The organism is Spirochaetales bacterium (assembly GCA_016930085.1).
In the GTDB taxonomy this organism is placed as follows: Bacteria; Spirochaetota; Spirochaetia; order SZUA-6; family JAFGRV01; genus JAFGHO01.
Window position 1 is genome coordinate 1 of record JAFGHO010000039.1, and the last position, 14981, is coordinate 14981.

The following is a 14981-nucleotide window of genomic DNA, read 5'->3' on the forward strand; positions in this document are numbered from 1 at the left end:
GAGAGAGAGTAACCGCCGACTTTGAAGCTGTTCGTGTTCCTGAATCCGAATGTTCCGTCCGTCGCCACATTTCCGCTAAAGCGCACGTATGCATCCCCGATGCGGACGGTCACATCCAGAGCCAATTGTGCGCTGGTGATATTCCCGCTGAAATTTACTTCGACATTCCTGAGGGTATATCCGGCAAGTATCAGTTCATCCCGATAGCTCAGAAGATAACTTCCATCGGGACCGATACTGCCGTTCACGCGTACATCGAGCGGACCGACATCCACCATTCCCTCTCCCTGAAAGGAGACCGCTTCTCCGCGTTTTGAAAATACCACCGTCGCGTTTCCGAGTTCGTATCCGAAAAAGTTCCACCTGCCAGTGCCCTTCAACTCACAATCCCCGTTACTCGAAACGCTTCCCGACACATGGACAAAGTTCTCCCCGAAACGAAGGTCGCCGGAAAGCGTCACCTTCCCGTTATAAAACTCGAGCGTTGCGTTTCTGAGTTCATAACCCTGTATCAGGTTGAAGACGCTTCCCTCAGCCTTGAAATAGAGATCGTCGGTATCGACATCATAGTATCCGTAGATCTGAAAATCATGGTGCTGGACAGGTTCGATCAACTCGAAAAGCCTGTTCTTTAAACTTCGTCCATGAAACATGAGTTTACCTTCGTCGTTATCGTAGACGGCGCTTCCCGCACCGATATCGAGTGAAAAAGTAAAGCCGTACTTTTCCGGACTGATTCTAAGCAGAGCATTCGTACAAAAAGCAATATCGTCGAGAAATCCCGTATCATCGGAAAAACCAAGGAAGGTTCCATCCCCGTTCGCATCGGCATTGATCCCGACATTTCCCTCACATTCGAAGGGAATGCCCTTTATATTGAACGGGATCGTTCCCTTCCCGTACAGATGTGAATCCACCGTGTATGTTTTCCAGGATGTTCCGTTATACAACTCATATGAAGAAGCGACGGGAATAAGCGCCTGTGTGGAAATACCGATACCGATATCTTCGACGCCTTTGTTTTCCAGACAGGACAATCCGTAGACATCGCCTTCGACATAAAACATCGGATCCGCAACATCGAAGATGATCGTCCCCTGATAAGCATCACCGTTTTCTCTTGAAACGGAAACGTCAAGAAACGAAAATTCGAAATCTTCGCCGTTTTCATAGGTAAAAAGCAGGTAAAGCCGGTCATCCATGAGGGGGATACCGATATCATCCGCGTTCAATTCACTCCCTGAAGCTATTGCCAATGTCGTTACCGGCATCTGAAAATCCGAATCGAGCAGGAATCTGAATTTCGGGAAAGGAAATTCGACCACCGTTGCACCGATATAAAGCGGATCGGGGGCCGCGATGAGTATTTCCACTTCCATCTCTATCTCACCAAACGGTGTTCCCAGATAGACGATCCCATAAGCCTCATACCGGCTTTCGCCCGCATTGTACGTCCACCCGTTTTCCGCGCGGAATCTCAATTGGATTCCATCGGGTGAGACAATGACGAGGGTATCTCCTTCGAAATAAAAAACGGAATCGGGGACAGGGGTGGCGATATCTGTCGGGGCCGGCGTCGATACATCCGTCGCGCCGCCCGTGGGGACGGAAGAACTCTCACCGGTCGGACCGGGGGATTCCTGTCCGGGCGCCGGCGTTACATCGTCACCGGGGGGATTTTCATTCGTGTCGCCGGGCCCTTCATCCGGCGGCCACAATTGGTCGCATGAATAAAACGATAAACCCGCGGCCGCGGCAAGACCGAGGATGACCACAACGCAGAAGATCTTCCGGGTGACGGATCCTTTTGTTTCGCTTTTTTTACTGCAATTCATGTTTCCCCTCCTTGCATACATTATGTTTTTGAAGCAGATCATTTATTTCACCCATTAATCGCCCGTAAAACAAAAATCCTTCTTTTTCACCGTTAATTTTGTTCAAGGAGAGGGAAATACCCGCCGACTAATGAAGTGAGGAAAAAATGGCAGAACGAGTCGTCAATTTCGAAGATAATATATTTTTCCTTCAGCATCTTATAAAGAACCTGAAAAAGGGACTCAAACTCGATATCGATTCCCGCTATTTTATACAGAAAATCGCCCAGGATATTATTTTCTACGCCACAACGATCGATCAGATTTACAAAAAACTCAGGACAAACAACAACATGCTGCACCGCGCGGATTACCTGAAAAGCATCCAGCGTCTCAAAAAGGAGTTCAACGGCCTCATCGACGATATTTTAGCCAAACGTTTTTCCATCGCGCCCGCATTCGGCACATACCTCGACCGCTTCAGGGAAATATATCGGGCATACGAGCGGGATATCAGCGAGATCCGCCGCCTGTTTCTGAAAGCCGGCGAGGACGGTTTCGAACAGGAGAAGATCGTTTCGGAGGAAGAGTTCAGAATTCTCATGTCCCAGGAAGAAGAAAAGAGTTGAAAAGTCACGAACCGCCCATATACTTATCAGTATGAACATTAAAAGACAGATAATCATCCCGGCAATAGTATTCGGGCTTCTCATCTCGGGATGTTCCCCAAAATACGAATCATGGGATGAGCCATACGAACCAGGTGAATATGAAAGGGAGGAAGGGGTAGCCGGCTATACGGGCGAACTGGATTCCGAAATTGAAACTGCCGATGAAGCCGTAGGGGATATGCTGCTTAAAAAGGAAAAAAGCAGCGAGAAAGGCGGAAAAGACGACGCGGATACCGGGGGAACAAAGGAAAAACCCGGGGAACGCAAGCGTGTATACTTCGGATTTCTCAAACTTCTGGTCGACAGTATCAAGGATACGAAAAGCAGCATCTCGACAATGGCGGAAGAGACCGGGGGCTATGTCGAATCCTCATACGGTGAAGTGATCATCATCCGCGTCCCGAAAGAACAATTTGAAGAGGTATTCTCTTTACTCAAGGAATACGGCGAGGTGGTGGACAAATCGATCGAAACCTATGATGTAACGGAATTTTTCCAGGATCTCACAGCACATCTGGCAATTTCCGAGAAAACGAGAAACAGGCTTTATGATCTGCTTGAAAAAACAACCGACGTGAAGGAACGCCTTAAAATCCTCAAGGAAATCAAGCGTCTGACGGAAGAGATCGAACGGATAAAGCTCACCCTTGAAAGCATCAAGCGTCTCATCGCCTTCTCGCGAATTACCATCGAACTGGAACAGAGGCTATCCGACCTTTCCGGGGAAGACAAGCGCGCCATCCCCTTTCCCTGGATAGCGGCCCTCGATCCCTTCTATACAACGATAGACGAACTCGACGGGAAACCGACAATCGAAGTGGGCGACGATTTCGCGGTTTTTGATAAACGAAAGTACTATTTCGCTGAAAGTACGGAGGGGATCCGTCTTCGGGCGGGCACAACCCGCAATTACCCGGAAGGAGACGGGGCGTTCTGGCAACAGGCGCTCGTCCATCACCTCTCCCCCTTCTACGGGAGTGCCACCCCCCTGGTATTGGGTGATGTCAACGCGGTGTTGTTCGAAAGCAAGGACCCCGAACCGTTTTATTACCTCGTCGGGGTGTTTGTAAAGGAGAGAAAAATCCATGTTATCGAGGTACTTTTTCCCACCCCCGAATCTTTCAAAAAGAAGGGTGAGGTCGTCTACGGCTATATAAAGGAGTGTCGCATACAATGAAAAAACTATTATCGACGGTACTCTTTGGCGTTATTATCTTCTTCGCGCTGGAGGCAGCCTGCGGTGAAGAATACCGGAAGGTAACTATACGTGCGACGGTGATCGTTTTCCAGCCGGAAGAACTGCAAAACCGGATAATCGGCTGGATCGAAGAACACGGGGGATATTTTCTTCTCAGATCGAACGAATTTCTCTCGTTGAGACTCCCGACTGAAGCGGAAACGGGATTCAGGCACTATATTGAAAACCTGGACGGGGAGGTAACGGCTATCGATATCGAGAGTGAGGATCTCCGGGAGGAAATACTGAATCTCCGTTCGGGTATAAAAAGCAGGGAAGATATTCTCGCAAAAAACATAGCCCTCTTTGGAAGGGCGGATGTGGAGGCGACCCTCGGTATCGAGAAGGAACTCGTCCTGCTGTTGAACGAAATCGAAAGCCTCAAAGGCAGGCTGAATAAACTGGAAACGGAACGGAAATATCTTTTCTCCGAAATATCCTTTGTGTTCAAACGAACATCGCTTCCGGAGAAAATTCCTTCGTCGTTCGACTGGATCAACACCCTGAACCTCTACCGGTTCAAAAAGGAAGGACTGCCCCATGAAAAATAAGACCAGCCGTTTTCTTTTTCTTCTTTTGAGTTGTCTCGCGATCGTCATGGCCGCGCATTCATGTTCCCGCCTTATTGTCGAAAAACCGGAAGGATTTGCGGAAATGAAAAAAGACAACAGTTACCATGCAATAAGCCCAGAAGGCCTTCTCTACCGGGTCAGATACGTCGAAAACTATCCGAAAAAAGACCTCGCGTTCTGGCGGGAAGCACTAAAAAATCAGCTTGTCAGGGAAGGGTATCAGCCTGTCGATGAACAGGAGTTCGACGCACCCGGCCGCGAGGGAGTTTTGTTCGAATGGGGAGCCCCTTACGGTAATGAAAACTTCATATATCTCACCGCAATTGCCGTATTCGGCGATTCGATTGCCGTAGCGGAAGCGGCCGGCGAATACAACCTCTACGGCCGATACCGCGAAGCCCTCATGGACAGTCTGAAAACCATATCCCTGCGATAGCACGCACGCGTGGCCCGAAACGCTTCTTTTTTATATCAATCAATTCGAGTCCGCATCCACTCGTTTTTCAAAGTATCGAGCAATGTCCTCGATATCAGATATAAACTCCTTCACTCTTTGGTCCTTTCGGAATCACCGGATTGTATGAAAAGGAGGAGGATGATTCCGGGCGCGCGATAATCAGCTTATTGAATGCGGACGTTCCCATTGTCACTAAGCGTCTCCGGGGTCAAGCGATGCGCATATTCCTGCAATCTCCTGCTTCGCAATAACACGGAAGCCGCTTGCAAGCCACGTTTTCTGTATGTATCCCCACGAGGCAAGGCACGGACGAATCCGCCCGTCTTCATTCTCCCGGAGGTGGTCGATCTGATCGTCGATAAAAACGGCACGTTTCATTTTCAGTCCGTCGAGCAGGGATGAAACGATCGAGAGTTTCCTTTCCTTTCCGGAATCGATCACGCATCCCGGACGTGGTGAAAGACCCCAGTGCATGCAGATATCACGGATAAAATCTTCCCGTTTCGTGGAGAGAATATAAAACCCGGGCGACCGGATTGCACTCCGCAGCGGTCCTTGCATATGGGAGAAAACGGGATTGAGACCCATCCAGTATTCCCGTTCATCCTCCAATAGCGCCGTCCTTGCCTGATAGAATAATGCTTTGAAAAGTGATTTTTTTTCTTCGCCTTCATGGCCGCAATACCGGTCGAATGATTCCTGGTTTCGTATCGTTATTCCTTTTTCGATTATTTCCTGAATAAAGAGGTAATCCTCTCCCCGCCGGACAAAAGGCCTGTGTACGGTGAACGCGGAGATCGCAGCCACGGGCAGCATGACCAGGCCGCCTTTTTTATAGAGTTCATGGTAGGCAACGGATGAACTGACGAAGCACTCATTGATCGAATCGCATATCACGCCGTCAAAATCGAGTACGAGAAGGGTCGACCGATCGATTGAAATATCATGTGCCGTACTCATGGCGATTCGACGACGATGAGAGAGAGTGCGTTCGCACTGCCCATATTAGAAGGAAGCCGCATACTCCCGAATCCCGTACCGTGTATACCCGATTCTCCGGGCGGAAGAGAAAAACCTGTCCTTCCGGCAAAACGCGGATTGAGTGCCGCCATAATCGCCGCGCCCGTCGGCGTGAACAATTCTTTCTCCACCGGTCCTTTTCTGATCGGAATTCCGTAGTTCCGGATAATATAGGCGGTTGCCGGAGCGGGTACGTCAAGTTCACCATGTGAAAATCTGATCGTACCGCCCCCCACCATGACAGGCGACAAACAGGTGACGGTCTCGCAATCAATACCGAGAAGCTGGAGACCCATGGCGGCACCGGCAAGATCGATGATGATATCCTGCGCTTCATGGAGATGGGGCGTGTGGAGGCGGGCAGAATCATTGTGATGGACCGCATATTCGGCTTCCGTAAGAATTTTCATGGCAGTAAGGGCGAATTCCGCATATGGCTTCGAAATTCCCGCTTTACCGATAGCATTCACCAGATGTTCCGCTGCCACCGAAGCGTCGATCGCGTGTTCGTTATTCAAGAGCCGTATGTTGAGATAGATACCCTCAACCCCGCTTCTTGTCTCTCCGACCGCCTCGATCGTTGTGTCGCCCAGGGACGATGCGGCCAGCTTCATGGCGGCAATAACTTTATCGTCACGGGCCCCGGCTGAAATAAGGGCGGCGGACATCATATCCCCCGCCATTCCGAACGCGGGATCGATAACCAGTAATCGTCGATTGTTCGCCATAAGGTTACTTACTGAAACTCCTTTCGTATTCCTTCCTGATCGGGATATTCCCTTCCCGTAAAAAGCCTGAATTGTGCAAATGCCTGTCCAAGAAGCATTTCCTTGCCCCTGATAATCCTGCAGCCGGCCTTCCGGGCCGCTTTGAGCAGGGTCGTTTCCGGGGGATTGTAGACGATATCATAGACGATTTCATTTCCCCCGAACACATAATCCGGTATCGGACTCGCCGATGGATCCGGTTCCATGCCCACGCTTGTTGTCTGGACGATGATGTCGGAGTACGATTTTATCCTCTCGATTCCCCCGGTATCCAGAGAAGCCCATCCGCAATCGAATGCGTCCGCAAGCTTTTGAGCCCTCTCCCCGGTTCTGTTCACGATCAGGACCTCCGCCCCCTCCCCGATCAGGGAATAAACAACCGATTTCGCCGCCCCGCCGGCCCCGATTACCGTGGTTTTCTTTCCTTTGAGCGATGAACCCGCAACCGCCCTTTTGAGCGGTTCGAGAAAACCGATCGTATCGGTATTCACCCCGTAAAATCCGTCACCTTCGCGCACGACCGTATTGCATGCACCGGTGGCGTCCACACTTACATCCTTTTCGGCGAGAAAGCCTATTATCCCTTCCTTGTGCGGAATCGTGACGGAAAATCCCTTTATCGAAAGAAGATGGGCGAGTTTTATAAACGAGGGAATGCTGTCCGTTTGAAACGGTATGTAAAGGGCGTTCAGGCCTATCGCTTTGAACCCCCTGTTATGAATGATCGGGGAAAAGGTATGCATGACCGGATTACCGATAATGCCGTAAAGGATGGTGTCCCTGTTTACTTCCCTGAACCGGTATAAGGAGGTAAGCGTCGAAGGATCGATATGCCCCGAGGCGGCTAACCGTTCGGGAACCGAACAGAAGGTGAGGTAGGTGTCGAGATACGGGGCGAGGATCCTCGTTGGAAACCCGTAATTGCCCATACCTACAAGTATTTTTTCCATGCCGTCAAGTTCCCTGTAACAGGAAAAAAGTTTCAACACATCATCGGTATCAAGCGGCATGACGGCCGCCTTGGGCAGTTCTTTCTCCGCTCGTGCAAGCCGTTTCATCCGTTGTGCGAGATCGTCAGGGACACCGCTAAAATCATGTAACGAGCGTATAACCCGTCCGCCCCCCGCCACGGTTATTTCTTCCAGCCCGCTCCCCGTACAGTCCTCTTCGAGATCGATATATGAAAATCCGCCTTCCAAAGCATGTTTCATGAGTCCGATTCTCCCGGATTCCTCGCCGGTAAACATTCCCCCGTCTTTCTTTTTGCGTAATGTCAGAATAACGGGAACTCCCGCTTTTTTCGGAAAGCGCCAAAGATGAGTGAGTTCGCCCCGGCTGAGATAGTCCGCCCTTAATTCGACCAGATCGATCATATGACGGTACTCATCGATTCTTGACAAATTCGCCCGGAGGGTCGTCTCGATAACTGAAAGACAAATTCGGCTTTTACTCATACGAATATCTTCCTTACAATTATTTATACGCCGAATGGGTAAATTATTCAATCGCCGCACGGGTAATATTCATACATTCCCGCACGGGTTGAATAATAACGGATTCCGTCCGGATATTCCGTGACTATAATAAAAGAGGTTGTTTGATGATAGCGACTGATAACAGGTCGTTCTCCGGAGAGAAACCCTCAGGCGGACCGGACGGCATTATTGGCTGACAAAGCGTTTTAAAAGATACCTGTATCCGGTACTCAGATCCTTGAGCAGAAAATCGGTTTTTTCGTCAAGCCGGTTGAGGATGGAATGTGTCTCCACATAGCGGGCGATTTCTTCAAGACACAACCTTCCTTTTTCTCCCACAGGCTCTTTCTTTAATTCCGGAATAATGACATCGAGCAGTCTTTTCTTGTAATCGCCGTTTGCAGGATTTCTTTTTATCTGATCGAGAATACCGAAGCATTCCGTTACCCAGCTCAAGCCGTGAATAATATCTCTCAAGCCTTTGTTCTGATAGTGGCTGACAAAGAGTGTTCCGTCAATAATGAGTGGTTCGTATTTCTCATCCACATAGTGAAAATATACATTCACAGGTAAAAAGTCAAGTAAGGCGATTTCACTTCACGCCCCCCCGTTATTTTCAGGGCTGAGAGTCCGATAGACCGGCTGATAAATAAAAGTCACGGATTTTCGCGCCCCACCCCTTCCTCCCGCGATTGCAAATTGTTTTTATACTCCCCCAATACAATACTTCAACGGTTCTTGCGATAATAAGGCTGTTGACGAGAAGAATTTCATCCGCACCGGCAAGAAACGCCGGTGAAAATCCTTTTTTTCCAGGCAACACCTTTGTGAATCCCAATATCCGGAAATCGCTGATTATTCTTTTTTGCATGATCCCGAAAAGGTAATTATTACGGCCGTCGACATAGAAGAGGGTCTTTCCTTTCACAGCAAGACAGTTTGTGAAGCTTCCCTCCAGAATCGATCCCGAAGTATCCGGGAATAACACCTCGTCAGCGGAAAAATTATCCCTGTACCACGTGCGCCAGTAGTGATTCGCCCAGTAATTGGTGGATTTGAACCTGAAAAGAAATCCCTCTTTCGGTTCATGGTGAATACAGACGGCACAACTGCCGCTGTCACGATGGTATTCGCCGAGAAAAACACAGGTGTCCCACATTTTAGAGCCGGTAATGGGAGCGCATATGATTTTAACTCGTAATATCCTGTCTTCATATCCGTTATGTCTTATCAAATCAATGATACGTTCTTCACCGACACCTGATTCGTCAATCTCCTTTTTAAAAGTGGCAAGTGCCGATCGTATTCTTTCGATATGATCCTCATAAAAATATAGATGTCCGTTTTCATAAAGAATGGTCTCGAAAAAACCGGTGCCGTAGTTGAGCACCTCACTGCCGGCCGTCAATCGTATGGTGTCGGCGGTTATTTCTCCGTTAAACAGTATCGTTCTTTCCACACTTCCTCCAGATTTATTGCATCGTAAATGTTTTTTATTTTGTAGATTGTTTCCTCATATTCCTTTTCAGGATCCGAAAGAAGTGTAATACCGCCTCCCGTATTGAATATAAAGGAATTGCCGGCGAGGAAAAGACTCCTTATCATGATATTGAAATCCATTCTCCCGTCGATATCCAGATAGCCGAAACACCCGGTGTATACTCCGCGTCCTCCGTTTTCTATTTCTTCGATAAGCTGGCAAGCCCGTATTTTGGGACACCCGGAAATCGAACCGCCCGGAAACATTGCCTTGATAATCGTAGCGAAACAAACACCGGGTTCAAGATTTCCCTCGATATCGGAAACAAGGTGATAGACATTATCGAGTTCCTTGAGGACGGGAAACCCTTTAACCCTTACCGTATTTTTTTTACAGAATCTCGACATATCATTGCGAAGCAGGTCGACAATCATGGCGAGTTCGGCACGATTTTTCCCGGAAGTGACAAGCGCTTTTTTTCTCAGACGGTCGCCAAACGGGTCCCCTTTTTTTTCAATTGTCCCCTTGACGGGAGATGTCCGTATCAATCCGTTTTCAACACGGAAAAAGCGTTCCGGACTCGTACTAATGGCAACGTTTCCTTCGATGCAGGCGAACACTCCGAAGTCGATTATATTCGAACGGTAAAGCCTCGACCCCACCTCGATTTCATCCATTTCCGTTTCACCGTAAATCGATCTCGTAATATTTGCCTGATATATATCCCCGGAGCGGATATAGCCAATTGTCTTCAATACCGCATCCTCAAATGATTCCTTTGGAAGCGACGTCCCGGCATAAAATGACCGCCTTTCCTTGCCGTCCGATGCCGGAACAAGAGAGGCTTTCCGAACGACTTCATCGATATCGACAGGATCGTAAGCGAAGGAAAAGTTCGACCGCCTGATCCGAACATCACGGCAGGCGGGTGTGAATATAAAATAATACTCGAAAAACGCAAAATAAAGCCGGGGAAAGATGTGTTGCCGGATACCTTTGTACAAACCGGACTCCTCGAGTCTGTCTTTATAATCATAGGCGATATAGCCCATCAAAGGGGAGCCGGAACTTCTTTCACGACCCACCGCCATAAACGAATCGATGAATCGAAGCGGATCATCGATTTTCGTCCTCTTCCTGCCGTACCGCAGTTCGTCCTCTTTTATGACGATAACGGGATTGAAACCGGCTATATGAGTTCCCCCAAGGTGATTATTGAAGAGTAATATCCCCCGCTGTTCCTTCACCTGACGTATAAGGGAGGTTGTATTGACGGGAAACGTAATTTTTTTTTCAGTTATCGTTATATTCCACATATCTCCTAAAGAAATTGTCTATAAGCTCGTATGAGTTTTCCGACAAAAAACTTTCAGGATGAAATTGAACGCCTACAAACGGATAGATGTTATGCCTGATTGCCATGATCATTGCCGTGTGTTTCTGTCTGGCAAGAACGAGAAGATGGTCCGGAAGTGGATTTTTGACGTCGAGTGAATTGTAACGCATGACCATAATCTCCTTTCCGATCCCACTGAAAATATCACTCCCGTTGTGGGTAATAACAACCTGACGCCCGTGGACCGGATCCGCCGATCGGGTGACCGTTGCCCCAAAAAACGATGCGATACACTGCATTCCCAAACATACGCCGAATACGGGAATCTTGCGGGGAATAACAACCGTGTGAAATACTTCCCTGAGCAGACCCGTATTTTCAGGACCCATCGGGCCCGGTGAAATAACGAGGGCGTCAAAATGAATCCCTAAAAGCGATTCATCCCTGTTACGAAGCACCGAATAATGATATGTATTCCTTACACCGAACAGAAGATGATAAAGATTAAATGTAAAGGAATCGTAATTATCGATAATGAGAATATGTCTTCTCTTCAAGCTGCCGTTATCAGTCCTTTCAATTCGTATAAATGATACGATTACTTGATTTCGAATTATTGATTTCATTCATACCATTTCCACTCCCTCATCGCAATAGCGGAAGCGGGACCGCACGTCAATCTTTTTTTCCTCAAACCGGTACTATTTGACAGTGTATCATCATCCCTGATATAGTCTCATATGTTCCGATTTCTTCCAGACATGCACCCCGTCTCATTTTTCCTGTCTCAAACCATTCCCTTCATTCTCGTGGCGGTATTAATCCTCAATCTAGTCCAGAAAAAATACCATCACGGATGGGGAAAAAAACGGTCTTCAACACTTTCCGTCGCGATACTATTGATTGTCTTTTTATGTGCTGCAGTGTTGATTTTGCGATTTCAGCTTACCGATCTTCTCCTGATTCCCGTTAGCGCACTCGTATGCATGATCGTCTTCACGAAAAGAAAGGTGATATTACCCTATACAAATCGGTGTAGAGGGTGTGGCGCCCCTCTTTCGATAAAAACGATACTTTTTCACGAGAATGATTACTGCGATCGATGCGGGCGGACCATAGCGGGAAACGACCAGTAAACCCGGACAGGGTGCAGTGCGTTAATTTTTGTGGAACATCCGCTTGATGATATTTTTATTGTCAAGAATAGATCCGAGACTTTTGTCATAATGAAGCCGATAGATACTCTTTGCGAAAAGCCGGGAGACGTTCGCGCTCATGTACCATTCTTTTTTGAGAAGATCGTCTTTATGAAAAACCGCATTTGTGCCGATGAACCGGTAAAATAATTTCTCTTCGTAAGCCCGGTCAAAATGTTCGATAGCGTTCCCATTGAAAAGAGGAAGGCTCACACCGCAGATAATTTTCTCGGCACCGGAATCTTTCAGGAATTTCGCCGCTTTGATGATCGTACCGCCCGTCGCCAGCATGTCGTCACACATAAAAACGGTCTTCCCCGCCACATTACCCAAAAGCTTCATATTGGTGATGTTGTTGTCATCGGCGTTTTGAGTAAGCATCGTATAATCCCGTTCCTTGTAAAGCATGCTGAGCGGTTTCCCCAAGGTTCTGGCGTAGAATTTATTACGCTCGATAGCGCCCGTATCGGGAGAGGCGATGATCAGATCAGGACCCTGCAAATCGACTATTTTGTTCAACACCTTGAGAATCTGGTAGGAAGCCCGCAGGTTTTCCAGACGAAGTTTATTGAAACTGTTTTCGATTTCTTTTGAGTGAATGTCGAGGGTGATCACGCGTTCTACGCCGAAATATTCGAGCATTTGACCGAATCGTGAAGCGGTAAGGCCCTCCCTCGATTTTTTTCTGTGCTGGCGGGAATACGGATATAGCGGAAGCACGACGGTGACACGACCCGCTCCGGCCTGAAGAGCCGCATCGACTGTTACAAAAAGACAGAAAATATGATCATTGACAGAGAGGATATGGTCTTCTTTTGATTGATAAAACGAGAGGGGAGTATTGTTCGCGACGTCCTGGACAATATAGACATCCCTGCCGCGGATGGAAGTGAGAATTTCGGTCTTGAATTCTCCGTTTGAGAAACGGTAGTAATTTGCATCGATATCGCATTCAGTGACGCTGCAATATTCATTTTTTTTAATCGCACCCCCCTGTGCAAAAAGGAGATTCTGATGCATCAAAATCCGGCTTATTATTTCCTTTTCGGGCAGCGAATATTCACGCGCCAAAGCGGTAATCTTTTTTTTAAACATTGTATTTGAGAGTTTTTTGAGATGAGTAACGATTTCACGGGCAAAGGAGGCTCCGCCGGGACACGCAATAATCCCGATTTGTGTTTTATTCGGGTAAAGCATCGTATTTCCTTTTTTATAAAAGATTACATTATTCCGAAAATTTCTTTTTTTATATCCAGTACCCTTGTCTGCACCCTCATTTCTTTATGGCAGCAGGCAGGTATCTTTTTCTCATTACCGCATGTCGGACAAAAGAAAAGTGCTTTATCCATTTCCATTGTCTTGCCGCAACATACCGGCAGGTTTTTTGTTTTCCCGCAGACCTGGCATACCATTTTCTGTTCGCTTAACCGAGGCATCATTACCCCCTTTCTTTGTTGATTTATATATTCCCAGCATGTAAAATATATATTTATGCTCGACAAAAATACCGGATATAATATATAAGCTGACCTCTCATATATATTTCAATCTCTTGAAGTAGAGGATTACAAATAGCCCGTTCAGCGAATAAACATGGTACGTAATATATGGCAGATAGTAGCATATCCGAACTGCGTTGGTCAAGAGATGGAAGTAAAAATCCACCGGCCCTCAAGGGACGTTCTCAGAATGCGGCGGCTTTTTATATAAGGGCATTCACGTAAAGAATTCATGCCGTTTCCGTTATCCCGATTTACGGAACATGAAAGGTGCAGACTTCTTCTCCAATGGAGTTTACCATCCGGGACATGTTTGAAGAATCGAGTCGTTTTTCTCCATCAACGAAAAAATAATAGTAATGTCTACCGGGAGCAATGCGTAAAGAGATTCTGAAAAAACCGGCGGGTGATTCGGTAAGAATATGCATGAAAGGATCCCAGTCATTGAAATCACCGACCAAAGACACATGGCTTTCCGGCCTTGTCTTCAATATAAAAACATACTCACCGGTTCCCGTTTTTTGGGGATTTTGCACCGGAATATCGGGGAGTGTTCTGATTTCAACAACTGAATATTCAACACCTGATATATCGCGTTCTATATGCGGATTTTGCGGATCGGGAACGATAAGTCCGTCAATGATGAGTCTGTATGTGAGTTTGACTCGATCCGCCGGTTTCCGGTAAATGAGAAAAAAGACATTATGCTGATTTCTTTGATAAACATGGGGTGTGGCATACGATTCATGCTCGAAAATCGCACCGACAAATCGTATCGGATGTGTATTTTTATAGGTAAATATGATATTATCGCCAAAAAATTCCGGTGGACCTGCGTTTTTCATGTCGACAATCTTAAGGTGAAGGGACATTTCTATCGATGCATTGAGTAGGGATGGAAGTACCAGGAGAAGGAGAACAAGAAAGTATGTTATTTGTGATTTATTACTTAACATATACGTGTTATAATTCTTTTCGGATAAACAGCGCTATTGCTTGAGCGGATGTGGAATTGTAAATCAAATGTCTGTCAGACTCGACGATTTTGATGTATAATTAGGTATAGCGGATGTTGTTGCATTGTTACATTTATATTTTTGTCGATATTTATAACAGGCATTGACAAAGGAGGAAAGGTCCGGGAGGTTCGATAAGTAAAAATATATGCCAAAAATGGATGATATTAACAGATTCAAAGCGACACTCAAATCCCTTGGGTCGGAACCTCAGATATTGATGGAAAGGGCTGAACCTTCGGAAGAAGTACCTGTTCCTGAGAATGTGTTACCTTCGGATCTTTCGGAACTCCTCGATTCGACACCCGCCGATGAGGAGACAACATCGGATTCGGAGCGCGATACCGGGGATGTTACTCCGGAAAATCTTGCGGACGCCCTCGATCTCGGAAATATCGAAGATGTCGAAATCTCAGATCATCTCTCAGACGAAGCACCGGA

Annotated in this window: 17 protein-coding genes; 6 read left to right on the forward strand and 11 right to left on the reverse strand. The window is 47.1% G+C overall.

The features are described 5' to 3' along the window. The coding region (locus tag JW881_06770; protein MBN1697197.1) for a hypothetical protein at nucleotides 1-1835 on the reverse strand (1835 nt) is incomplete at its 3' end. A gap of 146 nt (nucleotides 1836-1981) precedes the next feature. Between JW881_06770 and JW881_06775 the strand changes: the two genes are divergently transcribed. Genes JW881_06775 through JW881_06790 form a run of 4 tightly spaced genes read left to right on the forward strand, consistent with a single transcriptional unit; the run spans nucleotide 1982 to nucleotide 4730 of the window. Next, entirely contained in the window at nucleotides 1982-2443 is a 462-nt protein-coding gene (locus tag JW881_06775; GenBank protein MBN1697198.1) for a hypothetical protein, read from the forward strand. Between the two features lie 31 nt (nucleotides 2444-2474). Continuing rightward, nucleotides 2475-3662, forward strand: a complete 1188-nt coding sequence (locus JW881_06780) for a DUF4349 domain-containing protein (protein MBN1697199.1) — start codon at nucleotides 2475-2477, stop codon at nucleotides 3660-3662. After that, complete coding sequence (locus tag JW881_06785) at nucleotides 3659-4273, forward strand: DUF4349 domain-containing protein (GenBank protein ID MBN1697200.1); 615 nt, start codon at nucleotides 3659-3661, stop codon at nucleotides 4271-4273. The genes JW881_06780 and JW881_06785 overlap by 4 nt, the downstream gene beginning before the upstream one ends. After that, complete coding sequence (locus JW881_06790) at nucleotides 4263-4730, forward strand: hypothetical protein (GenBank protein ID MBN1697201.1); 468 nt, start codon at nucleotides 4263-4265, stop codon at nucleotides 4728-4730. The genes JW881_06785 and JW881_06790 overlap by 11 nt, the downstream gene beginning before the upstream one ends. 213 nt (nucleotides 4731-4943) lie before the next feature. On the opposite strand, the gene JW881_06795 is transcribed toward JW881_06790, so the two are convergent. From JW881_06795 to JW881_06825, 7 genes are all read right to left on the reverse strand, one after another. After that, nucleotides 4944-5711: an HAD family hydrolase gene (locus tag JW881_06795; GenBank protein ID MBN1697202.1), complete on the reverse strand. Its 768-nt coding sequence runs from the start codon at nucleotides 5709-5711 to the stop codon at nucleotides 4944-4946. Further along, nucleotides 5708-6499: a DUF111 family protein gene (locus tag JW881_06800; GenBank protein ID MBN1697203.1), complete on the reverse strand. Its 792-nt coding sequence runs from the start codon at nucleotides 6497-6499 to the stop codon at nucleotides 5708-5710. Before JW881_06800 ends, JW881_06795 begins: the two co-directional genes overlap by 4 nt. A gap of 8 nt (nucleotides 6500-6507) precedes the next feature. Next, a complete protein-coding gene (gene aroE, locus JW881_06805) occupies nucleotides 6508-7992 on the reverse strand; it encodes a shikimate dehydrogenase (GenBank protein ID MBN1697204.1) in 1485 nt (494 codons plus the stop codon). A gap of 207 nt (nucleotides 7993-8199) precedes the next feature. Further along, nucleotides 8200-8559, reverse strand: a complete 360-nt coding sequence (locus tag JW881_06810) for a hypothetical protein (GenBank protein MBN1697205.1) — start codon at nucleotides 8557-8559, stop codon at nucleotides 8200-8202. A 70-nt stretch (nucleotides 8560-8629) separates the two neighbouring features. After that, nucleotides 8630-9472: an aminotransferase class IV gene (locus JW881_06815; GenBank protein MBN1697206.1), complete on the reverse strand. Its 843-nt coding sequence runs from the start codon at nucleotides 9470-9472 to the stop codon at nucleotides 8630-8632. Further along, nucleotides 9439-10809 (reverse strand): anthranilate synthase component I family protein, encoded by a 1371-nt coding sequence (locus tag JW881_06820; GenBank protein MBN1697207.1) that lies wholly within the window; start codon nucleotides 10807-10809, stop codon nucleotides 9439-9441. Before JW881_06820 ends, JW881_06815 begins: the two co-directional genes overlap by 34 nt. Beyond that, nucleotides 10787-11386, reverse strand: a complete 600-nt coding sequence (locus JW881_06825; protein ID MBN1697208.1) for an aminodeoxychorismate/anthranilate synthase component II — start codon at nucleotides 11384-11386, stop codon at nucleotides 10787-10789. The genes JW881_06820 and JW881_06825 overlap by 23 nt, the downstream gene beginning before the upstream one ends. A 183-nt stretch (nucleotides 11387-11569) precedes the next feature. Here JW881_06825 and JW881_06830 point away from each other — a divergent pair, with 183 nt between their 5' ends. Further along, complete coding sequence (locus tag JW881_06830) at nucleotides 11570-11965, forward strand: hypothetical protein (protein MBN1697209.1); 396 nt, start codon at nucleotides 11570-11572, stop codon at nucleotides 11963-11965. Nucleotides 11966-11986: 21 nt separating this feature from the next. Here JW881_06830 and prs read toward each other — a convergent pair whose 3' ends face one another. The 3 genes from prs to JW881_06845 form a co-directional block, all read right to left on the reverse strand. Then, nucleotides 11987-13222 carry a ribose-phosphate diphosphokinase gene (prs, locus tag JW881_06835; GenBank protein ID MBN1697210.1) on the reverse strand — a complete coding sequence of 412 codons (1236 nt, stop codon included), beginning with the start codon at nucleotides 13220-13222 and terminating at the stop codon, nucleotides 11987-11989. 23 nt (nucleotides 13223-13245) lie between these two features. Continuing rightward, nucleotides 13246-13464, reverse strand: coding sequence for a hypothetical protein (locus JW881_06840; protein ID MBN1697211.1), 219 nt, complete (start codon nucleotides 13462-13464; stop codon nucleotides 13246-13248). Between the two features lie 314 nt (nucleotides 13465-13778). After that, complete coding sequence (locus JW881_06845; GenBank protein MBN1697212.1) at nucleotides 13779-14480, reverse strand: hypothetical protein; 702 nt, start codon at nucleotides 14478-14480, stop codon at nucleotides 13779-13781. Between the two features lie 208 nt (nucleotides 14481-14688). Here JW881_06845 and JW881_06850 point away from each other — a divergent pair. Further along, a partial coding sequence (locus tag JW881_06850; protein ID MBN1697213.1) for a hypothetical protein occupies nucleotides 14689-14981 on the forward strand: 293 nt, incomplete at its 3' end.